Annotated in this window: 16 protein-coding genes and 1 pseudogene; 11 read left to right on the top strand and 6 right to left on the bottom strand. The window is 67.1% G+C overall.

The window, feature by feature from the left end; all coding sequences use genetic code 11:
• Positions 1-6 precede the first annotated feature (6 nt).
• From tssB to tssA, 8 genes are all read left to right on the top strand, one after another.
• On the top strand, positions 7-522 hold the full coding sequence (gene tssB / locus DPV79_RS27500; RefSeq protein ID WP_006484395.1) for a type VI secretion system contractile sheath small subunit: 516 nt from the start codon (positions 7-9) through the stop codon (positions 520-522).
• A gap of 15 nt (positions 523-537) precedes the next feature.
• The gene (gene tssC / locus DPV79_RS27495) at positions 538-2028 is read left to right on the top strand and encodes a type VI secretion system contractile sheath large subunit (protein ID WP_006477094.1); all 1491 of its coding nucleotides are present in this window, start codon (positions 538-540) and stop codon (positions 2026-2028) included.
• Between the two features lie 70 nt (positions 2029-2098).
• On the top strand, positions 2099-2602 hold the full coding sequence (locus DPV79_RS27490; RefSeq protein ID WP_006477093.1) for an Hcp family type VI secretion system effector: 504 nt from the start codon (positions 2099-2101) through the stop codon (positions 2600-2602).
• A 344-nt stretch (positions 2603-2946) separates the two neighbouring features.
• The gene (gene tssE, locus DPV79_RS27485; protein ID WP_021161818.1) at positions 2947-3432 is read left to right on the top strand and encodes a type VI secretion system baseplate subunit TssE; all 486 of its coding nucleotides are present in this window, start codon (positions 2947-2949) and stop codon (positions 3430-3432) included.
• A 77-nt stretch (positions 3433-3509) separates the two neighbouring features.
• A complete protein-coding gene (gene tssF / locus DPV79_RS27480; protein ID WP_021161817.1) occupies positions 3510-5345 on the top strand; it encodes a type VI secretion system baseplate subunit TssF in 1836 nt (611 codons plus the stop codon).
• On the top strand, positions 5309-6409 hold the full coding sequence (tssG, locus tag DPV79_RS27475; RefSeq protein ID WP_021161816.1) for a type VI secretion system baseplate subunit TssG: 1101 nt from the start codon (positions 5309-5311) through the stop codon (positions 6407-6409). Before tssF ends, tssG begins: the two co-directional genes overlap by 37 nt.
• 353 nt (positions 6410-6762) lie before the next feature.
• Positions 6763-9432 carry a type VI secretion system ATPase TssH gene (gene tssH / locus DPV79_RS27470; protein WP_059818110.1) on the top strand — a complete coding sequence of 890 codons (2670 nt, stop codon included), beginning with the start codon at positions 6763-6765 and terminating at the stop codon, positions 9430-9432.
• Between the two features lie 39 nt (positions 9433-9471).
• Positions 9472-10593 carry a type VI secretion system protein TssA gene (tssA, locus tag DPV79_RS27465; RefSeq protein ID WP_113046974.1) on the top strand — a complete coding sequence of 374 codons (1122 nt, stop codon included), beginning with the start codon at positions 9472-9474 and terminating at the stop codon, positions 10591-10593.
• An 85-nt stretch (positions 10594-10678) separates the two neighbouring features.
• On the opposite strand, the gene DPV79_RS27460 is transcribed toward tssA, so the two are convergent.
• The 4 genes from DPV79_RS27460 to DPV79_RS27445 form a co-directional block, all read right to left on the bottom strand.
• Entirely contained in the window at positions 10679-11608 is a 930-nt protein-coding gene (locus tag DPV79_RS27460; RefSeq protein ID WP_113046973.1) for an OmpA family protein, read from the bottom strand.
• A 4-nt stretch (positions 11609-11612) separates the two neighbouring features.
• Positions 11613-12602 (bottom strand): type VI secretion system-associated protein TagF, encoded by a 990-nt coding sequence (gene tagF / locus DPV79_RS27455; protein WP_021161811.1) that lies wholly within the window; start codon positions 12600-12602, stop codon positions 11613-11615.
• The gene (gene tssM, locus DPV79_RS27450; protein WP_059486504.1) at positions 12599-16543 is read right to left on the bottom strand and encodes a type VI secretion system membrane subunit TssM; all 3945 of its coding nucleotides are present in this window, start codon (positions 16541-16543) and stop codon (positions 12599-12601) included. Before tssM ends, tagF begins: the two co-directional genes overlap by 4 nt.
• Positions 16544-16844: 301 nt before the next feature.
• A complete protein-coding gene (locus tag DPV79_RS27445) occupies positions 16845-17690 on the bottom strand; it encodes a M15 family metallopeptidase (RefSeq protein WP_021161809.1) in 846 nt (281 codons plus the stop codon).
• A gap of 121 nt (positions 17691-17811) precedes the next feature.
• Here DPV79_RS27445 and DPV79_RS27440 point away from each other — a divergent pair, with 121 nt between their 5' ends.
• Together DPV79_RS27440 and DPV79_RS27435 are read left to right on the top strand one after the other, a co-directional pair.
• Positions 17812-18774 carry a phage tail protein gene (locus DPV79_RS27440; RefSeq protein WP_113046972.1) on the top strand — a complete coding sequence of 321 codons (963 nt, stop codon included), beginning with the start codon at positions 17812-17814 and terminating at the stop codon, positions 18772-18774.
• A gap of 209 nt (positions 18775-18983) precedes the next feature.
• Complete coding sequence (locus tag DPV79_RS27435; RefSeq protein WP_048023647.1) at positions 18984-20009, top strand: transporter; 1026 nt, start codon at positions 18984-18986, stop codon at positions 20007-20009.
• A gap of 16 nt (positions 20010-20025) precedes the next feature.
• On the opposite strand, the pseudogene DPV79_RS27430 reads toward DPV79_RS27435, so the two are convergent.
• Together DPV79_RS27430 and DPV79_RS27425 are read right to left on the bottom strand one after the other, a co-directional pair.
• A pseudogene (locus DPV79_RS27430) lies at positions 20026-20175 on the bottom strand (DUF1427 family protein); the annotation flags it as partial.
• A gap of 24 nt (positions 20176-20199) precedes the next feature.
• Positions 20200-21177: a quinone oxidoreductase family protein gene (locus DPV79_RS27425; protein WP_113046971.1), complete on the bottom strand. Its 978-nt coding sequence runs from the start codon at positions 21175-21177 to the stop codon at positions 20200-20202.
• 161 nt (positions 21178-21338) lie between these two features.
• Between DPV79_RS27425 and DPV79_RS27420 the strand changes: the two genes are divergently transcribed.
• Entirely contained in the window at positions 21339-22259 is a 921-nt protein-coding gene (locus DPV79_RS27420; protein ID WP_113046970.1) for a LysR family transcriptional regulator, read from the top strand.
• Positions 22260-22390 lie beyond the last annotated feature (131 nt).

Genomic DNA, 22390 nt, shown 5'->3' with positions numbered 1-22390 from the left:
GTCGAGATGGCCAAGAAAGAAAGCATTCAGAAAAGCTTGCAGAAAATACGGCCGCCGCGCGTCCAGCTGACCTATGAGGTCGAGAAGGGCGATGCGATCGAGGTGAAGGAACTGCCGTTCGTCGTCGGGGTCGTCGGCGATCTGGCGGGCCAGTCCGAAATCGAGCAGCCGAAGCTGCGCGACCGCAAGTTCGTCAACATCGACCGCGACAATTTCGACGACGTGATGAAGGCGATCGAGCCGCGTGCCGCGTTCCAGGTGGAAAACCGCCTGAGCCCGGAAGGCGGCAAGTTCGCGGTCGACCTGAAGTTCCGCTCGCTGTCGGATTTCAGCCCGGACGAAGTCGTCGAACAGGTCGAGCCGCTGCGCCGCCTGCTCGAGGCGCGCTCGAAGCTCGCCGACCTGCGCAACAAGCTCGCCGGCAACGACAAGCTCGAGGATCTGCTGTCCGAGGTGCTGAAGAACACGCAGCAGCTGCAGGAGCTCGCGAAGGGCACCGGCGGCGACAAAGACGGCGAATGACGACGGAGTGTTGAGATGAACCAGCAAACGGCTGCGGCCCAAGCGAGCGGCGCGGAATACGCCGCCGGGACTTCGCTGCTCGACGACATCGTCGAGAAGAGCAAGGTCGCGAAATCCGATTCCGAGCATGCGCGTGCGAAGGACCTGATCGGTGAACTCGTGCACCAGGTGCTCGACGGCACGGTGATCGTGTCGGACAACCTGTCGGCCACGATCGACGCGCGCGTCGCGGAACTCGACCGCCTGATTTCCACGCAGCTTTCCGCGGTGATGCACGCGCCGGAATTCCAGCGTCTCGAAAGCACGTGGCGCGGGATGGACTATCTGGTCAAGGAAAGCAACACCGGCCAGACGATCAAGATCAAGGCGCTGCACGCTCCGAAGCGCGACCTCGTGCGCGACTTCAAGGGCGCGAGCGAATTCGACCAGAGCGCGCTGTTCAAGAAGGTCTACGAAGAGGAATTCGGCACGTTCGGCGGCTCGCCGTTCGGTGCGCTGATCGGCGATTACGAGATCTCGCGCCAGCCGGAAGACATGTACTTCATCGAGCAGATGTCGCACGTCGCGGCAGCCGCGCATGCGCCGTTCATCGCGTCGGCGTCGCCCGAGCTGCTCGGCCTCGAGTCGTTCTCCGACCTCGGCAAGCCGCGTGATCTCGGCAAGGTGTTCGATACGGTCGAATATGCGAAGTGGAAGTCGTTCCGCGACGCCGAGGATTCGCGCTACGTCGGCCTGACGCTGCCGCGCTTCCTCGGTCGCCTGCCGTTCAATCCGAAGGACGGCCAGACCGCGGAGAACTTCAACTTCGTCGAAGACGTCGACGGCACCGACCACGACAAGTACCTGTGGTGCAACGCCGCGTGGGCGTTCGCTGCGCGCCTGACGGCCGCATTCGACGACTTCGGCTGGTGCGCGGCGATCCGCGGCGTCGAAGGCGGCGGCCTCGTCGAGGACCTGCCGACCCACACGTTCAAGACCGACGACGGTGAAGTCGCGCTGAAGTGCCCGACCGAAATCGCGATCACCGATCGCCGCGAGAAGGAACTGAGCGACCTCGGCTTCATCCCGCTCGTTCATTGCAAGAACTCGGATTACGCTGCGTTTTTCGCTGCGCAATCGGTGCAGAAACCGAAAAAATACAGCACCGACAGCGCGAATGCGAACGCCGTCCTGTCCGCCCAGCTTCAGTACATCTTCTCGGTGTCGCGCGTGGCGCACTACCTGAAGGCGATGATGCGGGACAAGATCGGCAGCTTCGCATCGGCGCAGAACGTAGAGACTTTCCTCAACCGGTGGATTTCGCAGTACGTCCTGCTCGACGACAACGCGTCGCAGGAACAGAAGGCGCAATTCCCGCTGCGCGAGGCATCCATACAAGTGTCGGAGATTCCGGGCAAGCCGGGCTCGTATCGTTCGGTCGCGTTCCTGCGCCCGCACTTTCAGCTCGACGAACTCTCGATTTCTCTGCGACTTGTCGCTGATCTGCCCAAACCGGCAAATTCATAAGCGAGTAAATCGCCCGGGCGGGCCGCCTGGGTAGGACGTTAAAACCACCTCTTTGGGGAGTCGAAGGGCCATGTTACATATGCACTTGCAGTTTGGTAGTCCCGCGGTGAAGGGCGAGTCCGCGGACAAGGACCACCAGGGCTGGATCGAACTGAAATCGTGGGATCACTCGATCGTTCAGCCGCGTTCGGCAACCGCATCGACCGCTGGCGGTCACACGATGACGCGTTGCGAGCACGGCGACATGATTTTCACGAAGGAAATCGATTCGTCGAGCCCGCTGCTGTACCAACACGCTTCGGGCGGTACCACGTTCGACGAGGTGACGGTTCATTTCTCGCGCGCTGACGGTGAAGGCAAGCGCGTGCAGTATCTGGAAGTCAAGCTCAAGTACGTGATCATCTCGAGCATCGCCCCGAGCGTTCGCGAGGAAGGTCTGCCGCTCGAGACGTTCTCGCTGAAGTACGCAGCCGTGCAGTGGAAGCAAACCCAGCAGAAGATCGGCGGCAACCAGGGCGGCAACACGCAAGGCGCCTGGAGTCTGACGAAGAACGACAAGACCTACGCGGTCTAAGGTCGGTTGCGGCAGCGGGGCGCTCGGCGTCCCGTTGCCGTTTTCGCTGTAAGTCAGGGCCTGTTTCCGCTAATAACGGGCTTGCGCTGGCCCCCAGAAGGGCCGAGCGCAAGGATTGCGACGAAGCGAATACTCGACGTATTCGCGAGGAGCGTGACGCGGCGATCGGCCCTTCTGGGGGCCAGCCCCACGAATGATTTTTTCAAACAGGGGAACGTGCGTTGCCGGCCGTATTGCGGCGTCGTTCGTCGCTTGTTTGGCTCGGCCAAACGGCGCTCCTCACTCCTTGCACTACGACCGGCAACACACGTTCGCAAGCCCGTTATTAGCGGAAACAGGCCCTTATGAAACGATTCGAACCCAGTTTTCTCGACAAGCTGTTCGACGACGAACCGCACCTGCCGGCCTCGGCAGCGATGCGGCAATTGTCGCTGGACGAGCTCAAGAACACGGTCGCCCGCGACGTCGAGGCGATCCTCAACACCCGTATCGCCCACACCGAGAACGAGCTGGCCACGCTGCCGGAGTGCCAGAAGTCGGTGCTGACCTACGGGCTGAACGATTTTGCAGGGCTGAGCCTGGCGAGTCACTACGACCGCGCGTTCATCTGCAAGTCGATCCAGCAGGCCATCGCGCGCCACGAGCCGCGCCTGCAGCAGGTGCAGGTGACGTTCGAGCTGAACGAGCAGGCCACCAACGCGCTTTATTTCGCGATCCAGGCGCTGCTCGTCGTGCACCCGGCCGAGGAGCCGGTGAGTTTCGACGCGATGCTGCAGCCGTCGACGCTGCAGTATTCGGTCACGCGCGCACGCGCCGCCAGAATGCAGTAAATCAAGCCGCCGAGCGGGCCGGACCGCCCGGTGATGGTTCAGGGTCCGGCAGGAAATATTGAGGTTCGGGGTCGTCGATGGAAGAATTGCTGCCGTATTACGAGCGCGAATTATCGTTTTTGCGGCGCTATTCGCGAGATTTCGCCGAACGTTATCCGAAGATCGCGGCGCGGCTCGCGCTGTCCGGCGAGCATTGCGAGGACCCTCACGTCGAGCGGATGATCGAGTCGTTCGCGCTGCTCGGCGCGCGCATCAACAAGAAGCTCGACGACGATTACCCCGAATTCACCGAAGCGCTGCTGGAAGTGCTCTATCCGCACTACCTGCGGCCGTTCCCGTCGTGCTCGATCGCGCAGTTCACGCCGGCCTCGCCCGGCCAGCAGACCGAGCCGGTCGTGATCGATCGCGGGACCGAGCTGAAGAGCCGCCCGATCCGCGGCGTGCAGTGCCGGTTCCGCACCGCCTATGACGTGACGCTCGCGCCGATCCGCATCTCGGAAGCGCGCTACACGCCGGTCGCGCTCGCGCCGAGCGCGACGGTGCTGCCGTCGAACGCGACGGGCGTGATCTCGATCACGTTCGAGTCGCTCGCCGCGCAGCTCGATCTCGGTGCGCTGAAGCTGCCGACGCTGCGCGCGCACCTGCACGGCGAGCAGTCGTTCGTCGCCGCGCTGACCGACTGCCTGTTCGTCAACGTGCTCGGCGCGTATGTCGAGCCTGAACGCAACGGCCGCTGGACCGCGTTGCGCAAGCTGCCGATCGCGCACGCCGGCTTCGACGAGGACGACGCGCTGATCGACTACCCGGCGAAATCGCATCCCGCGTATCGCCTGCTCACCGAATACTTCGCGTTCCCCGACAAGTTCGATTTCGTCGACTTCGACATCGCGGCGATCGCGCGCGCGACGGGCCGCTGCCAGCGGGCGACGCTGCACCTCGTGCTGCAGGACGTGCGCAGCGATTCGCACGTCGCGCGGCTGCTCGAGCTGCTGACGGCGAGCCACTTCCGGCTGTTCTGCACGCCGATCGTCAACCTGTTCCGCCAGCACGGCGAGCCGATCCGCATCACGCACCGCGCGGTGTCCTACCCGGTGATCGCCGAGGCGCGGCGCGCGTTCGCGTACGAGGTGTATTCGATCGATTCGGTGAAGCTCGTCAGGCAGCAGGCGCACGAGGAATCGGTGATCGAATTCCGGCCGTTCTACTCGCTGCATCACGGCGAATCGGCGCGGATCGGCCATTACTGGTTCGCGCGCCGCAACGACTGGGTCGCGCAGAAGAGCCCCGGTTACGAAACCGAAATCTCGATCGTCGACATCGATTTCGAGCCGACGTCGCCGCAGACCGACACGCTGAGCCTCGACCTCACCTGCACGAACCGCGACCTGCCGGCCATGCTCGCGTTCGGGCTCGAAGGCGGCGACCTGTTCCAGGAAGGCGGCGCGCAGACGAGCGGCATCTCGATGCTGCGCCGCCCGACACAGAGCGTGCGCTTCGAGCGCGGCCGCGCCGCGCACTGGCGGCTCGTGTCGCACCTCGCGCTCAATCACGTGTCGCTGGTCGCGCACGGCCTCGCGCCGCTGAAGGAAATGCTGACGCTGTACGACCTGCGGCGCACCGCCGTGTCGATGCGCCAGATCGACGGCCTCGCCGGCGTCGAGCAGCGCGGCGCCGTGCAGTGGCTGCCCGGCAAGCCGTTCGCGACCTTCGTGCGCGGCATCGAGATCCGCCTGACGATCGACGAGGAGCACTTCGTCGGCGCGAGCCTGGCCTCGTTCGTGCGCGTGCTCGACAGCTTCTTCGGGCTGTACGTCCACCTCAACAGTTTCGTTCAACTAGTCGTCGTGTCGAAGCGCACCGGCGAGGAGATCATCCGATGCAAGCCCCGGACCGGCGAATCGATCCTGGCGTAGTCGACGCGCTGCTCGACGAACCGCACCGCTTCGAGTTCTTCCAGGCCGTGCGCGTGCTCGAAGGGCTGTTCGCGCGGCAGGCGTCGGATGCGCCCGGCGCGTGGCGGCAGGGCGACGTGGTCGCGCAGCGCATCGAATTCCGCAACACGCTGTCGCTCGGTTTTCCGCCGAGCGAGATCGAAGGCGCGCGCTCGTTCGACGGCGACGGCACGCAACTGAAGACGGACGAGCAGCGCGGCGCCGCGCTCGCGGCCGGCGAGCTCGGCCACGTCGAGCTGACGCCCGCGTTCTTCGGGCTGCTGGGCGGGCAGGGCGCGCTGCCGCTGCATTACACCGAGCAGATCATCGCGCGCGAGCACCTGAAGCGCGACCACGCGGCGCGCGCATTCTTCGACGTGTTCTCGAACCGCGCGACCGCGCTGTTCTATGCCGCGTGGAAGAAATACCGGCTGCCGTTCCATTACGAGCTCGATCGCGACGAACGTTATCTGCCGCTGCTGCTCGCGATCGCGGGCGTGCCGAGCGACGAAGTGCGCGACAGCCTCGCGGCCGGCGTGGGCGGCGTGCTCGACGAGGCCGTTGCCGGTTATGCGCTGGCCGCGCGGCACCGGCCGATGTCGGCCGCATACCTGCAGCGCACGCTGTCGGACTATTTCCGCGTGCCGGTGAAGATCGACCAGTTCGTCGGCAAGTGGTACGACGTGCCGCCCGACCAGCTGAGCGTGCTCGGCGAGGTCAACGCGGTGCTCGGCGCGACGGCGCTCGTCGGCGAACGCGTATGGCAGCGCGACATGCGCGCGCGGATCGTCGTCGGCCCGCTGTCCAAGCGCGACTACGAGGCGTTCCTGCCCGGCGGCGCGCAGGCCGTCGCACTGGAGCGGATGCTGACGCTGCTGGCCGGCGTCACGCTCGAATACGAGGTGAAGCTCGTGCTCAAGCGCACCGAGGTCGGTGCGAGCGTGCTCGGCGCCGGCTCGCGGCTCGGCTGGGACGCGTTCCTGTGCACGCGAGACGCGCTCGAGGATCGCTCCGACGCGCGCTACGAACTGCACGTGATTCACTGATTCCAAGGGTCTGTTTACATATGGAACGCGCATGCGAATGCCCGAAATCGCTCGTCCCCCAAGGGGACTTCCTAACGGGGCGCAGGCAAGAAGTGAGGAGCGCCGTTTGGCCGAGCCAAACAAGTGACGAGCGACGCCGCCATGCGGGCGATTTCGGGCATTCCCGTGATATGAATTTTTTGATTTGGGGTTGCCACGAGAACGGCCGCTCGCCGCGTTGCGCTCCTTGCGAATACGTCAGTATTCGCGGCGTCGCGCGCCTCGCGAGCGGCCGTTCTCGTGGCAACGCATGCGCGTTCCATATGTAAACAGACCCTAACAACAAACACGCAATCGAACCTGAGATCGACGCCATGAGCACGCCTCTGAAGACCCTGATCACGAAACTGAACCCGCTGTGCCGCCACGCGACCGAGCGTGCGGCGAGCGCGTGCCTGGCGCGCGGCCACTACGAAGTCGATCTGGAGCACCTGTTCCTCGCGTTGCTCGAAGAGCCGGCGGGCGACCTGCCGCTAGCGCTGCGCGCGAGCCGTGTCGATCCGCATGCGCTGCGCGCCGATCTGGAGCGCGAACTGACGCGCCTGAAGACCGGCAACACGCGCACGCCTGTGTTCTCCGTGCACCTGATCGCGCTGTTCGAGCAGGCGTGGCTGATCGCGTCGCTCGATTCGCAGCTCGGCCGCATCCGTTCCGGGCACCTGTTGCTCGCGCTGCTGACCGCGCCGGATCTCGCGCAGTTCGCGCAGCGGATGTCGTCGCAGTTCGCGGAAGTGAACGTGACGGACCTGAAGCACAAGTTCGACGAAATCATGGCCGGATCGAGCGAGGCCGAACCGCGCCAGGGCGATACGGAAGACGGCAGCCTCGCGCCGGCAGCCGACGGCACGGCGCCCGCGGCGGGCCCGTCGAAGACGCCCGCGCTCGACACGTACACGACCAACCTCACGCAGCGCGCACGCGACGGCAAGATCGACCCGGTGATCGGCCGCGAAGCCGAGATCCGCCAGGCGATCGACATCCTGATGCGTCGCCGCCAGAACAACCCGATCATGACCGGCGAGGCCGGCGTCGGCAAAACGGCGGTCGTCGAGGGCCTTGCGCTGCGCATTGCGGCCGACGACGTGCCGCCGCCGTTGCGCGGCGTCGCGCTGCACGTGCTCGACATGGGGCTGCTGCAGGCCGGCGCGAGCGTGAAGGGCGAGTTCGAGAATCGCCTGAAGAGCGTGATCGACGAGGTGAAGAAGAGCGCGCACCCGATCATCCTGTTCATCGACGAGGCGCACACGATCATCGGCGCGGGCGGCCAGGCCGGCCAGAACGATGCGGCGAACCTGCTGAAGCCGGCGCTCGCGCGCGGCGAGCTGCGCACGATCGCCGCGACGACGTGGAGCGAATACAAGAAGTACTTCGAGAAGGACGCGGCGCTTGCGCGGCGCTTCCAGGTCGTGAAGGTCGAGGAGCCGAGCGAGCCGCTCGCGGCCGCGATGCTGCGCGGGATGTCCGGCCTGATGGAAAAGCACTTCAACGTGCGGATCCTCGACGATGCGATCACCGAGGCCGTGCGTCTGTCGCACCGCTACATCAGCGGCCGCCAGCTGCCGGACAAGGCGATCAGCGTGCTCGACACCGCGTGCGCGAAGGTCGCGCTCGCGCACAGCGCGACGCCGGCGGCGATCGACGACACGAAGAAGCGCATCGAGCGGATCGACGCGGAAATCGCGTCGCTGGAGCGCGAGGCGGCCGGCGGCGCGGCGCACGACGAGCGGCTCGGCGAGCTGCGCGGCGCGCGCGACACGGCGCTCGAACAACTGGCGAAGGACGAAGCGCGTTATGAAGCCGAGCGCGTGATCGTCGCCGAAATCACCGAACTGCGCGACACGCTCGACAAGGCACGCGGCCCGTCGGAAGACGGCCAGCCGGTCGACGTGCAGGCAACACGCGACAAGCTCGCCGAGCGCGTCGCGGCGCTGCACGCGCTGCAGGGCGGCGAGCCGATGGTGCCGCTGCAGGTCGACGGCCATGTCGTCGCCGAGATCGTCGCCGCGTGGACGGGCATTCCGCTCGGCCGGATGGTGAAGGACGAGATCGACACCGTGCTGAACCTGCAGCCGCTGCTCACCGCGCGCGTGATCGGCCAGGACCATGCGCTCGACGCGATCGCGCAGCGCGTGCGCACCGCGACCGCGAACCTCGAGGATCCGAACAAGCCGCGCGGCGTGTTCATGTTCGTCGGGCCGTCGGGTGTCGGCAAGACCGAGACGGCACTCGCGCTGGCCGACATCCTGTACGGCGGCGAGCGCAAGATGGTCACGATCAACATGAGCGAGTACCAGGAAGCGCACAGCGTGTCGGGCCTGAAGGGCTCGCCGCCGGGCTACGTCGGCTACGGTGAAGGCGGCGTGCTGACCGAGGCCGTGCGCCGCAACCCGTATTCGGTCGTGCTGCTCGACGAGGTCGAGAAGGCGCACCCCGACGTGCTCGAGATGTTCTTCCAGGTGTTCGACAAGGGCGCGATGGACGATGCCGAAGGGCGCGAGATCGACTTCCGCAATACGCTGATCATCCTGACGTCGAACGTCGGTTCCGCCGCGGTGATGCAGGCGTGCCTGAACAAGCCGGCCGAGGAACTGCCCGATCCGGATGCCCTTGCCGAGACGCTGCGCCCGCAGCTGTACAAGACGTTCAAACCCGCGTTCCTCGGGCGCATGAAGGTCGTGCCGTACTATCCGATTTCCGACGACGTGCTGGCCGAGATCATCGAGCTGAAGCTCGAGCGGATCCGCCGCCGGATCGAGGCGAACCACAAGGCGGCGTTCGAATGGGACGAGTCGCTTGTCGACGCGGTGCTCGCGCGCTGCACCGAAGTCGATTCGGGCGCCCGCAACGTCGACCATATCCTGAACGGCACGCTGCTGCCGGAGATCGCGGGCCACGTGCTCGGCCGGATCGCCGACGGCGCGGCCATCGCGCGCATCGCGGTGCGCGCGGACGAGGCCGGCGAATTCACGTACACCGTCGAATGAGCGCGGCCGCGCATCACCCAGCATTGATGAACTGAAACCATGCCGATCAATCTCCCCGAGCTGCTGACGCCGATCAGCGATGCGTCGCCCAGCGGCGACGACCTGCTGTTTTCGAACGAATTCGACGCGATCCAGGACGCGCGGCGCTACGACGACCCGACGCTCGACCAGGGCGAATGGGTGACCGAGATCAAGGAGGCCGACTGGGGCTTCGTCGTCGATCACGCAGGCGAGCTGCTGCGCACGCGCACGAAGGACCTGCGGCTCGCCGTGTGGCTGACCGAGGCGCTCGCGCTCGAGGACGGCATCACCGGCCTCACCGAAGGTTATGCGCTGCTCGAGGGCCTGTGCCGCGACTTCTGGGACACCCTCCACCCGCTGCCCGAAGACGACGACATCGAGCACCGGCTCGGCAACGTCGCGTGGCTGTCCGGCCGCACGGCCGAGCTGCTGCGCGCGGTGCCGTTGACGGACGGCGCGTCGAACGCGTTCAGCACGCTCGACTGGGAAGTGGCGCAGCACGTCGCGCAGGCCATCAAGCGTGACCCCGAACACGCGGACGACATCGCACGCGGCAAGCCGTCGATCGAGCAGATCGATTCGTCGCGGCGCGTGACGTCGATCGCGTTCTACACGGCGCTGCTCGCGAACCTGAAGGCGTTCGAATTCGCGCTCGATGCGTTCGAGGAGCGGCTCGTCGAGCGCGCGGGCGATTCGGCGCCGAGCTTCCGGCAGGCGCGCGACGCGTTCGAGACCGTGTACCGGCTCGCCGAGCGCTTTGCGCGCGAGCAGGGTTATACGGGCAGCGCGCCGCACACACAGTCGGCACCGCAGGCGCAACCCGAGCGCATCGAGCCGGTGTTCGGCAATCCGATTCAGACCGAGGAGACTCACGTGCAGCCGCAGCCCATTCCGCGCGCCCCGGTGACGCAGATGATCGCCGGCATCCAGAACCGTGCGCAGGCCGTCGACCAGCTGCGCGCGGTCGCCCGCTATTTCCGCCAGACCGAGCCGCACAGCCCGGTCGCGTATCTCGCCGACAAGGCGGCCGAATGGGCCGACATGCCGCTCCACAAGTGGCTCGAGAGCGTCGTGAAGGACGACGGCTCGCTGTCGCATATTCGCGAACTGCTGGGCGTGAGGCCGGACGAGCAGTCGTAAACGCGAAACGGGCGGCGCATCGCTGCCGCCGCCCGTCGCCTGCCGGGCCGCTTCGCACGAAGCGGCCCGTGACACCCCTCTACGCTTACTGCCCCACCCGGAACTCGATCCGTCGATTCCGCGCGCGCCCGTCCGCCGTATCGTTCGGCGCGATCGGCTGATCCGGCCCGACACCCGTCGTCGTCATCTGCTGCGGCGGGATGCTCTTCGTGATCAGGTAACCCTTCACCGCATCCGCGCGCGCCTGGCTGAGCGCGATGTTCGACGTGCGGTTCCCCGAGTTGTCGGTGTGGCCGATGATGTCGACCGTGCGGTTCTGCATCTTCGCGAGCGCGGCCGCCATCTGGTCGAGGATCAGCTTGCCCTGCGGCGTGAGCGTCGCGCTGCCCGTCTCGAACTCGATCGTCCGGTTCGCGAGCGTCTGGTCGAGCACGCCCTGTTCGGATGCCGATACGCGCAGCCCGTTCCTGATCGTATACGTCGGGTTCAGCGTATTCGCCATGTCGCTCGCGAGCTGCTGGCGCTGCGCTTCGTTGTGCACCTCGCCCTTCATCTCGATCTGCGTGCCGTTGATCTTCAGCTGCCCCTTGCTGATCTGCTTGAGCTGCGCGCCGAGCAGCTTCTGCACGTTCGCGCTCCAGTTCGGCGGCGTTGCGACGTCGCCGACCTCGATCTGGTCGACGACGTTCGTCGCGCCGTAGGTGTCGCGCAGCTTCTGCAGCACGGCGGCCTTGGTCGCCTCGTCGGGCACCTTGCCGCCGACGACCACCTGGCCGGGTGTCGCGGCCGCGGGCGGCGGCGTGATGGTGCTCGCGGTGCCGGCCGTGCCGTGCACGACGGCGCCTGACGCCGTCCCCGGTGCGGCACCGGGGTTCGCGGGCAGCGCGGTCGTCGCGACCGTGCCGTTGCCGACCGGCGTGACCGTCGCGCCCGTGTTCTGCGCGAAGGCCGCGCCGCTGCCGATGAACAGGCCGGAGGCGAAGAGGGCGGCGAGGACGTGATTCATGCGATGCATCCCGTCAGCCTCCGATGAACGCTTCACGGAACGCGTCGATGGCGACGCGCAGCGAGAGTTGCGGTTGTTCGAGGTAGCTGACGAGCTTGCTGATCTGGTGATCGTTTTGCGCATGGGCGTCGATCCACTCGGGATCGTCGATGTCGATGTTGTGGGCGGCGTAGGTCTGCGGGTCGACGACGCTCAGCAGCGTCTTGGCCGACGCGCCGTTGAAGCCGATGATGAGCCGTTCGCGTTCGGCGATCGTGCCGATGAAGATCGCGAGCTCGAAGTCGGCCTGCGCGACGAACGGCGCGATCAGTTCGAGCCAGAACGCGGCGACGAGGCTGCGGTAGAACGGATCGACCGGCAGCGGCAGCGTGAGGCCGCGTTCGATGTGCGACGAGCCGCTCTGCATCACCGGCCGCAGCAGCGAGCCGAGCGCGAGCATCGCGCCGCGCAGCCGCACGGGATGACCGCTGTCGAGCAGCATCTCCTGGAGGCCGTACAGTGACTGGTGTTCGACGAAATCGTTGAAGGTGCCGTCATGCGACGTGCCGGGGCCGCCGACGTCGATCGGCACCTGCGTGTCGCCGAGCGCCTGCAGCGCGCCGGGCGGCTCGTCCTTGCCGAGCAGCGGCGGGATCTGCGTGGCGACGCGCGACCACAGCCGCGCGAACGCCAGCGGGCTGCGCGCGAGGAACGCGAGCGGCCGGTCGACCTCGAGCGCCGTTGCGCCGAGGAACGGGAAGCGGCGCATCGACACGTCGTGGCTCGCGACCATGTGGCCCGCGATCGCGAGCTTGCTGCGCGAGCCGAGGAACGCGAAATGCATCGGCTTCGCATCCTCGTAGACGAGCTTCCAGCGCGGATCTTCCGCGAGCAGTTCGAGCGCCTGCGCGATCCAGCGATCGAGCGTCTGCAGCAACTGCGGATTGTGCGGGCTCTTCACGAAGTCGCCGCGCGACGGAATCTTGCCGAAGTAGGCGATTTGCGCCTGTACGGTTTGCGTCATTGCGCCCCCTGTGCATTCGTTGCGTTGGCGGCCGCGACGGCCGGCGCTGCGCCCGGCGTACCCGTGCCGGACTGGGTCGCGTTCTGCGCGGCGCCCGCGCTCGCGTCGGCGACCGACGACGGCAGCTGCAGGCCGCGCAGGCTCTGCTGCTGCGGCTGGTCGCTGCCCCCGCCGCCGGACGGTTGCGACGTGCTGATGATGCGCATCGTCACCGACACGTTCACGCTGCCCTGCGCCCACGTCAGGTCGAAGGTGCCGTCCGGACGGCGCTTGCGTTGCGCCGAGTTGATCAGCTTCTCGAGGCCGTAGCGGCCCGGCTCGTTGACGAGCTGCACCGTGCGGCCGTCGAAGGTCGTCGCGGACAGTGTCGCGCCCGGCGAGCCCTGCGGGTTCGGCCACACGAAGTTGGTCCACTGCGGCGGCGTGTTGCGGTAGCGCAGTTGCTGGCCGTCGATCGCGATCGTGTATTCCGTCGTGCCCGTGCTCGGCTGCGGCAGGATCTGGAACACCGTCTGCGGCTCGGACGACGCGGCCGCGCCGCCTGCCGCACCGCCCGCGAGCGGCGCGACCCAGCGCGCGAAGCCGTTCGTGAAGTCCGGCGTGAGGCCGATGCCCATGTCGCCCCACGTGCGGGCGGCGAGGGTATCGCCGCGGCGCACCGCGAGCGGCCCGAGCGTCGTGCCGACGAACTTCGCGATCGAGCCGTCCGGACCGAACACCTGCGCGATTTCACCGGCGCCGGCCTCGACCTTCGCGCTCGCCGCGAACGGGTACTTCGTCGCGAGCGAGTTCTGGAACGGCTGGTAGACCTGCGCGTTCCACACCTTGTTGACTTCGGCGCTGGCCGGCTGGATCACGACCGCGAACGCCTGCATCAGCGGCCGCACGAGCAGCGGACGCAGCGACTTGCGTTGCGAATCGGTGAGGCCGGTCAGCATCTGTTCGTCGACGAGCTTCAGCGAATCGGCGAGTTCCGAACCGTTGCCGTCGAGCGTCTGCTGCATCAGCTGGCGCGCGCCCGGGCCCGGGTCGCCCTGGTTCTTGATCACGTTGAAGCGCGTGCGGACCTTCGACAGCGACTCCATGTAGCCCTTGAGCATCGACGTGCCGTCATGCACCGCGACGATCCGCGCGAGCCCGATGAATTCCTGGCCGATCGGACCCATCGGCACCTCGGCCGGATTGCCGTTGATGTCGATGTTGGCGGCCGCCACCTGGCCGGCCGGCGAGCGCGAGAACAGTTGCTTGACCCAGTTCACGACACCCGTCTGCGCCTTCTTGATCGTCACGTTCGCGAGCGACGGGTTGTCCCACGACGTCTGGTCGTACGCGGTCTCGAGGATCTTGCGGATCGGCGAATCCTGCGGGTCGCCGAGGCGGTTCATCCCGTCGACTGCCTGGCCGAAGCTGCTGAAGCCCTGCACGGCGATGCCCTGCATGAACTTCTGCCAGTGCTGCGCATACTCGGTCTTGTACATGCCGACGAGCGTCTTCTGGATCTGCTCGGGGCTGCCCTCGAGCGTCAGGTCGTCCTGCGTCGACGTGTTCAGCACCCAGTCCTTCGCCTGCAGTTCCTTGGTCGCCGCGTCGCGGATCGCCGGCTGCACGTAGTCGAACCACGCTTCACGCGTGAACGTGCCCGGAATCGCGTAGCTGCCTGCCACGAGCCCCTGGTTGCCGTCGCCGACGATGCGCGCGATGGTCATCGGCGCGAAGCGGGTCGACGCGCGTGCCTTGATTTCCTCGTACACGCGCTGGCGGGCCGGCATGCCGCGCACGACGCGGCGCAGGTTCTCGCGGGTCTGGTCGACGAGCGCGAGGTTCGCGTCGATCATCGGCCAGTCGTCGTCGTTCACGCGCGACAGGTAGAACGAGATCATGCGCTCCGCGCTCTTGATCATCTCGTCGCGCGGCATGTTGCCGCGATTCGTCTCGAGCCAGCCGCGCCAGAAGCGGGCGAGCTGGTCGGTCAGGTGCGCCTGCTCGACGTGACGCTTGTCGGACAGCATCAGGTACGTCTTGAGCGCGTTGTACGCGTCCTGCACGTTGGTCGGCGACGCGTCGCTGTAGAGGCCGCCCTGCGGAGCGGCCGGCTGTTGCGCTGCGGCCGGCGCGGTGCCGGACGCGGCCAGTGCGGCACCGGCCTGCGGCGCGGCGCCTGCCGCGTTCGTCGAGACCGGAATCGCGCCACCCTGCACGGCGCCCGATTCGGGCGGGCGCGTCATCGGCACGAGCTGCTCGGGATGCGCGTTCACGTCCTTCATGAACGACGCGAGATTCTGCGACACGGGGGCCAGCAGGATCTGGCGCACGCCGTTGTAATACTCGGTCAGCAGGTGCTGCTCGAGACGGTCGCCCTGGTACAGGCCGAGCGACACCGAGACCGGCTTGTCGCGGCGGAACTGCTCGAGCTGCTCGATCCGGTCCTCGAGGATGTCCATCGCCTGCAGGCGCGACTGCAGGTCGTTGCGGCCCTGCTGCAGGCGCGTGACGTTGTCGAGGTCGGCCTGCACGTTCGCGACGAGCTGCTGGTTGCCGATCGTCGACCAGGTCCAGCCGCCCAGCGCGAGCGCGAGCGCCGCGACGAAGCCGAAGAAGGTCGCGTAGCGCAACCGGGTCTTGGTCGGGCTCGCGAACTGCCGCACCGTCTGGCGGTCCGCGAAGATCACCTTCGAGAACAGGTCGCGCAGGAAGAAGCCGTTCTTCGAGAACGCGCTGTGCGGCTTCGGCAGCGCGCTGCCGTCGAGGCCGAAGCGCTGCGCGATGCGCTGCGCGGCCGCACTGTTGGTTTCGCCTTCCTGCAATGCGCTGGTGAAGTAGAAGCCGCGGAAGATCGGCTTGTACTGGAACGGGTTGTTCTCGAACAGCGTCGCGAGGAACGCGCGCAGCGACGGCTTGATCGTCGAGAATTCGAGCGGGAAGCTCAGCTGGCCCGGCGACAGCTGGTTGCCGCGCGACAGCGACAGCTGCGCGACGCTGATTTCCTTCAGCCCTTCGTACAGTTCCTCGAAGTGCGTGTCGAACTGCGCGACCACGTCGCGCTTGTCGTCGGGTTCGTAGGGCAGGGTGGCGCCCCACACGCGGTCGTACTCGTGCTTGTCGCTGCTGCTGAAGAATTCGGTGAAGCCGGTGATCAGGTCGGCCTTCGTGAACATCACGTAGACCGGCGCGAACACCTCGAGCTTCTCCGTCAGCTCCTGAACGCGCTGGCGGAGGTTTTTCGCGAGGTTGATCGCGAATTCGGGGCGGTTGCCGGTGAGTTCGGCGATGCTTGCGGTGACGATGATGCCGTTGATCGGCGCCTTCGGGCGATAGCGCTTGAGCAGGCCGAGGAAGCCGAGCCATTCGCTGCGATCTTCCTCGTGCACCGAATAACGGCCGGCCGTGTCGAGCAGGATCCCTTCGGTCGTGAAGAACCAGTCGCAGTTACGCGTACCGCCGATGCCGTGGATCACCGCGCTGTTCTTGTCCGCGAACGGGAACTGCAGGCCGGAATTGAGCACGGCGCTGCTCTTGCCCGCGGCCGGGTTGCCGATGACGATGTACCACGGCAGTTCGTACAGCGCGGAGCCGCCCGACACCTGGCCGATCTTCGACGTCTTGATCGTCTTCACCGCGTCCGACAGGCGCGTGCGCAGCACGTCGAGATCGGCCGTCTTCGCGTCGGGGGCGAGCGCGGCGGCGGCGGGCGCGGCGATCTTGCCGGTTTCCGCCTGCTCCTCCAGCACCTGGCCGAGCTGCTGGTTCGCGCGCTTCACGCGCCAGCGGCGCCACAGCGCGACGACGAGCCACAGCGCGAGGATCGCCGCGAACGCGATCGCCGCCCACAGGAGCGGCAGCTGCAGCATGTCGGCGACGATGAAGAGGATGGCCGCTAGCGCGACGATCCCGACGATCGAGAGCGTACGCGGATGAGTCAGCACGTTGAGGATGCGTTGCATAGGACGTTCAGGTTCCGGTGCGATTCGGTGAGGCGACGCAGGCGCGTCGAGCGGCAAGGGTGGCGCCGCGATGTGTCGCCATGCTGTCAAACGGGATGAAGGGGGCTGGCATCAATGCGCCCGCGGCATCGGAGAAGGCGCGCGCATTAACGAAAGGACGCTGTGAGATTTAAAACGGAAGCGGCGGCCGGAAAAAATCGCGCACCGGAATGCATGATTTTTTGCGCCGCCCATATCGTTTCCTGCCGGGATATTAAAAAGCCCCATGCCGCCCTCATTATTTCCTGTCCGGCAGCCCTGGCTAGCTGCCGCGTCCCAGTTTAAAACCGGGTTTATGGTATTCCACGTGCCCGAGATCCATCATTTTCCAGCGGCCCCCCCAGGTCAGGCCAACCTGTTCGGCGACCTGGCCGTACAACTGGTAGCCGCGCATCGCCCACGGATCTTTCTCGGAAATGACCAGCTTGCCGTCGCGCAGGAATGCGTTGTCGGCCGCCAGCCCGAATTGGTGATAACTCTGGAAGGCCGCCGCGTTGGTCACGTTGCCGCCCATTGCCGCCAGCCGGTTCTGCCGTTCCGGGCTCCGGTAACCTTCCAGCAACGCCATTTCATATCCATATTGTTCGTGCATGATCTTGTAGACCAGCAGCAAACGCGTACGGAAATCCGGATCCAGCAGGTTCCAGTCGCGGCTTGCATCCTTCAGCGCCGGACGTACCTGTTCGACTTCCTTGGTGGCGAAGACTTCCGGCGGCAGCGGCGGGGGCGGTACGAGCTGTTCGCCCTGCAGCAGGGCGGCGATCTTCTCGTCGGGCACGCGCGCCGTGTCGTCGTACTGGAACAATTGCCGGCCGCGTAACGCAATGGCGACCAATGGCGGCGTCGCAAGAATACCTGCCGATACCATAATCATCAAGCGCCGTCGAACCAGTAAATTTTGCACATCGTTTAAAGCGCCGCGCGTAACGCTTGCCGATTTAACAATCTGACTTCGCGTACGCGCGGCGCGATCGTTCGCACGGCGTGTAAGACGGCCGTGAAACTGGGCGACGGATTCGAAAACGGTCGCGCGGATACCCGGTAAAAGCAACAGTGCCGCAACTGCTACGGCAAGGGCGAAATAGGCGACGAGTGCGACGGCAATCAACGAAATCCCCGGAAATTGGAATTGATTGTGTTTTGCAATGCTTGCTCTTAGAATCAGGCTGCTTCGAGAGGCCGGGCTATATTATCGCGGTGAATTAAACCAGGATTCAATGAGACGCTGAATGAGTGCGCCGGAAAATTCAAATTCGAAATCTCCGCCCAGCCTGCTGTCCGATACCAAACCGGCAGGCGACGGAGCTCAGCAGTCGCGCATTCTCGCGAATCTGGAAGGACGTGTCACGCCGCCGGCCGAACCGCCGCGCCGTTCGCTGAAGGCGCCGATCGCAGCCGTCGTTGCACTGGTGGTTGCCGTCGGTGGCTGGGGCGCATGGCGCATGCAGCATTCGAGCGAGCAGGCCGCCGCCGTCACGGCCGAGGCCGCACCCGCGGCCGCCGCGCCGGCGAAGGCCGCAGCGGCCAGCGACGCTGCCGTGCAGGTCGCGCAAAATGCGGCATCCGCCGCGCAGCCGGCCACGATCGTCAACGACGACGCAGCTTCCCGAACCGTTGCTTCCGCATCGTCCGCGTCCGCCGCGGACAACAGCCGCCTGTCGCGCGCGCTCGCCAACGGCGCCGATGATGCATCGGGCACGGCCACGGCCGGTGCGGCGGCCGCCGCTGCTGCTGCGACCAAGACCGCGAAGGCCGACGCAGCGAAGAACGCGAAGGTCGCGGCGCACGGCAAGACCGACACGAAGGCCGAAACCAAGGCTGACGCAAAGGCCGAGGCCCGCAAGCATCGCAAGGAACAGCAGGCCGAGCTCGCGCAGGCGAAGAAGCGTCGCGACGCGACGTCGACCCGCACCGCAAGTGCGAAGGCGGCCGGGAAGGACGATCCGGATGCGGATCTGCTCGCGGCGCTCGTCGCGCGCACGAAGCCCGCCGACAAGAAACTCGCCGCGCAGAAGGCGCAGGCCGTGCCGACCAAGACGGCCGCGACGGCCGGCTCGCTGGCGTCGCGCGTGAAGGAATGTTCGGAGCGCGGTTTCTTCGAGGATCAACTGTGCCGCTGGCGCGTCTGCGAAGGTCACTGGGGCAAGGATCCCGCGTGCCCGAGTGCCGCGCAGTCGGAGACGCGGCAGTAACGCGTCTCGTGTTTGCCGGCCTGCCGCACCTGCGCCGCCCGTTGGGCGGCGCGTTGCTTTTTGGGGGGGGCGGAATCGGCCGGTATGATGCGGCGTGACGCTGTCACCGGCGCGTCATGCCCGTCGGGCATACGTTTCCTTTCCTTTTCCGGCGCGGGCTCGCGACCCGCGATGCGCGGCGCGCCGCGCGCCGCACGACTTTCGACACGATGGACCTGATCGTACAGACTTACGGCGCCGATACGTCCGGCATGGTGTGCGGATTCCGCTTCGATCCGGGCGGATCCGGCGCGACGCTCGACGCGGACACGGCCGCCGCGTGGCTGCGCACGTGCCGCGAGCGCGATGGCGCGTCGGACGATTTCGTCTGGCTGCACTTCAATCTCGCACACGGCGCGAGCGAGCGCTGGATGCGCACGCACCTCGATCTGCCCGACAGCTTCTTCGAATTCCTCCACGAAGGGTCGCGCTCGACGCGCATCGAGCAGGAGGACGGCGCACTGCGGGCGATCGTCAACGACGTGATGTTCAACCTCGAACTGACGCCGTCGGAAATCGCGACGCTGTTCGTCCACGTCGAGCGGCGCATCATGGTCACCGCGCGGCTCAAGCCGCTGCGCTCGGTCGACACGCTGCGCGCGTGCGTGCGCGACGGCGAGCAGTTCCGGTCGCCGGCGGAGCTGCTCGTGCACCTGCTGCGCGACCAGGCCGACCTGCTGATCCAGATCATGCGGCGCACGAGCGTCGACGTCGATCGCATCGAGGACCGCTTCCTGTCGCAGCGGCTCACGTCGAGCCGCATCGAGCTCGGCGCGATGCGCCGCACGCTGACGCGCCTGCAGCGCATGCTCGCGCCCGAGCCCGGGTCGATCTTCCGGCTGCTCGCGAAACCGCCCGCGTGGCTGCACGTGGAAGACGTGCAGGAGCTGCGCGAGTCGACCGAGGAGTTTTCGCTGGTGCTCGCCGACCTGGCCGGGCTCAACGAGCGGATCAAGCTGCTTCAGGAAGAGATCGGCTCGCGTCTCGACGAGCAGAACAACCGGACGCTGTTCACGCTGACGCTCGTGACCGTGATCGCGCTGCCGATCAACATCGTCGCCGGCTTCTTCGGGATGAACGTCGGCGGCGTGCCGTTCTCGGAGAACAAGCACGGCTTCTGGCTGATGGTGCTGCTCGTGGCGGGCTTCACGGCACTCGCCGCGTGGTGGGCATTCCGCCGGCGCGACGACCGCTAGCGGCATCGACCCGTCAGCGCAACAGCGCGATCGCGCGTTCGCCGATCACCATTCCAAGCAGCCCGACGAGCGCGACGAGCGGCGGGGCCGGCGAGCGCACGTGCAGCAGCGCATACAACACGCCGACGCCGAGGCCCACCGCGAGCGAGGTCACGTAATCCGTCATGGCGGTCTCCCGTGTGATCCGGCGTCAGGGTTTGAGGATGACGCGCTCGCGCGCACCGGCCAGCACCGCGCGATACGCATCGTGCGCGCGCTCGAGCGGATAGACGTAGTCGTCGCCGATCGGGAACGGGCGCAGGGTGCCGTTGCCGAAGCCGGGCGCGAGCGTGTCGAGGATCTGCGCGACCGCGGCGCCGCCGAGCTGCAGCGAATCGATGCCCACGAACGTGTGCTGGCCGCGATAGAACGCGAAGATGTCGAACGGCACGCTGCGCTCGATCGTCGAGATGAAGATTTGCCGCGCACCGATCGCCATCGACGCGTTCGCCGCTTCGAAGTACGGGCTGCCGACCGTGTTGTAGACGATGTCCGCGCCGCGGCCGCCGGTCGCCGCGCGCACCGCGTCGGCCACCGGTTCTTTCGACGCGTCGATCATGTGCACGTCGCTCGATGCGTGGCCACGATAGCCGCCGGCGCTGCGCTCGACGCCGATCACGGTTGCGCCGTGCGCGGTCGCGAGCTGGATCGCGGCCTGGCCCACCTTGCCGTTCGCGCCGAACACGAGCACGACGTCGCCGGCCGCCGGCATGCCGGCGCGGCGCAAGCCCTCGTAGGCTGTGACGAACGGCACGCCGACGCCGGCCGCTTCGTCGAGCGTCAGCACGGCGGGCTTGCGGCGCACCAGTGCCGCGTCGAGCACGAGCCATTGCGCGTGCGAGCCGTCGCGCCCGACGCCGAGATCGCCGCCCGAACCCCACACTGGCGCACCGATCCAGCCTTCCGGGCCGCTGCGCACGATGCCGGCCCAGTCGCGCCCGGGCGTGCGCGGCCACACCGCGTGCGGCATGCGGCCGAGCGCGGCCTTCACGTCGCTCGGGTTCACGCCGGCCGCGTGCACCTCGATCAGCATCTGGCCGTCGCCCGGTACGGGCGTGTCGATTTCCCTGACCCGCGCGTCGAGCGACTCGATGTCGGCGGCGGGGGCGTCGAAGCGGATGCTGCGCATGGTGATCTCCGTGGCGGTTGGCTGCCGCGCGGCCCGGTGGGGCGGGGCGTGCAGCGAGTGAAATGGATGAACGCAGTCTAGTCGGCCCGGTTTGACGCGGAAACCCGCAAAGGCGGATGATTGTTTTGCGATGAACGCATAGCCAAATCCGAAGGCACCGAATGGACGATTTCCTCTCCCCGCACCTGGCGCTGTTCGTCGACGTGGTCGACCAGCAGAGCTTCTCGGCGGCCGCCCGCCGGCTGGGTGTCGCCGCGTCGTCGGTCACGCGGCGCATCGACCGGCTCGAGACACAGCTCGGCATCCGCCTCCTGCATCGCACCACGCATGCGCTGCGGCCCACCGAGGCCGGGCAGTTGCTGTACGGGCGCGCGACGCGGATGCTGGCCGAGCTGCGCGGCCTGCAGGAAGACCTGCACAGCCAGCAAGACGAGCCGAGCGGGCTGCTGCGCGTCGACTGTCCGGCGCCGTTCGGCCGGCGGCACCTGGTGGCCGCGCTGGCCGCGTTCATGCAGCGTCATCCGGCGCTGCAGGTCGACCTCGTGCTGACCGACAGCATGGTCGACCTGCAGGGCGCGCGGCTCGGCTCCGACGTCGATCTCGCGGTGCGTATCGGCCCGCTCGAGGACACGCGCCTCGTCGCAACCGTGCTGGCGCCGCAGCGGCGCGTGCTGTGCGCGAGCGCGACGTATCTGGCGCGGCGTGGCGAGCCGGATACGCCCGACGCACTCGCCGGACACGACTGCCTCGCCTGGCACGGCGTGCCGCCGCCGGGCGCGTGGCGCTTCGGCGAGCGCCGCCACGCGCCGGCGCAGCCGCGGTTTCGCAGCAATCATTCGGAAGCGTTGCTCGAAGCCGCGATCGACGGGCTCGGTCTCGCGCACCTGCCGACCTGGCTCGCGGGGGACGCGCTGCGCGACGGCCGCTTGCGCGCGGTGCTGCCGCAGTTCGCGGCGGCGCCCGAGCCGGCGACGATCCACGTGTTGCGCCAGCCGGCGCGCGGCACCGCACGCGCGTCGCGGCTCGTTGCGTTCCTCGCGACGTGGTTCGCGCAGCCGGCGTGGGATGCCGCGTGGGCGTGACGACGACGGCGGGCGACGGTCGGCGGCGTGTCGCCGGGCCCGACGCACGCCGGGCATGAAAAAGGGCCTCGCACGCGAGGCCCGTCAAAGGTCGGAGAAACCGGTACGCCGGCCGGCCGCCGCAGGCTGCG

Origin of the sequence: Burkholderia reimsis (genome assembly GCF_003294055.1) — a bacterium.
Taxonomy (GTDB): Bacteria; Pseudomonadota; Gammaproteobacteria; order Burkholderiales; family Burkholderiaceae; genus Burkholderia; species Burkholderia cepacia.
Note: the sequence above shows the minus strand (reverse complement) of the source record. Positions and strands in the feature narration are given on the sequence as shown.

Bases quoted from the DNA above. Each gene is read 5' to 3' on its own strand.
- tssB (WP_006484395.1), top strand. From the start codon at position 7: ATGGCCAAGAAAGAAAGCATTCAGAAAAGCTTGCAGAAAATACGGCCG.
- tssC (WP_006477094.1), top strand. From the start codon at position 538: ATGAACCAGCAAACGGCTGCGGCCCAAGCGAGCGGCGCGGAATACGCC.
- DPV79_RS27490 (WP_006477093.1), top strand. From the start codon at position 2,099: ATGTTACATATGCACTTGCAGTTTGGTAGTCCCGCGGTGAAGGGCGAG.
- tssE (WP_021161818.1), top strand. From the start codon at position 2,947: ATGAAACGATTCGAACCCAGTTTTCTCGACAAGCTGTTCGACGACGAA.
- tssF (WP_021161817.1), top strand. From the start codon at position 3,510: ATGGAAGAATTGCTGCCGTATTACGAGCGCGAATTATCGTTTTTGCGG.
- tssG (WP_021161816.1), top strand. From the start codon at position 5,309: ATGCAAGCCCCGGACCGGCGAATCGATCCTGGCGTAGTCGACGCGCTG.
- tssH (WP_059818110.1), top strand. From the start codon at position 6,763: ATGAGCACGCCTCTGAAGACCCTGATCACGAAACTGAACCCGCTGTGC.
- tssA (WP_113046974.1), top strand. From the start codon at position 9,472: ATGCCGATCAATCTCCCCGAGCTGCTGACGCCGATCAGCGATGCGTCG.
- DPV79_RS27460 (WP_113046973.1), bottom strand. From the start codon at position 11,608: ATGCATCGCATGAATCACGTCCTCGCCGCCCTCTTCGCCTCCGGCCTG.
- tagF (WP_021161811.1), bottom strand. From the start codon at position 12,602: ATGACGCAAACCGTACAGGCGCAAATCGCCTACTTCGGCAAGATTCCG.
- tssM (WP_059486504.1), bottom strand. From the start codon at position 16,543: ATGCAACGCATCCTCAACGTGCTGACTCATCCGCGTACGCTCTCGATC.
- DPV79_RS27440 (WP_113046972.1), top strand. From the start codon at position 17,812: ATGAGTGCGCCGGAAAATTCAAATTCGAAATCTCCGCCCAGCCTGCTG.
- DPV79_RS27435 (WP_048023647.1), top strand. From the start codon at position 18,984: ATGGACCTGATCGTACAGACTTACGGCGCCGATACGTCCGGCATGGTG.
- DPV79_RS27425 (WP_113046971.1), bottom strand. From the start codon at position 21,177: ATGCGCAGCATCCGCTTCGACGCCCCCGCCGCCGACATCGAGTCGCTC.
- DPV79_RS27420 (WP_113046970.1), top strand. From the start codon at position 21,339: ATGGACGATTTCCTCTCCCCGCACCTGGCGCTGTTCGTCGACGTGGTC.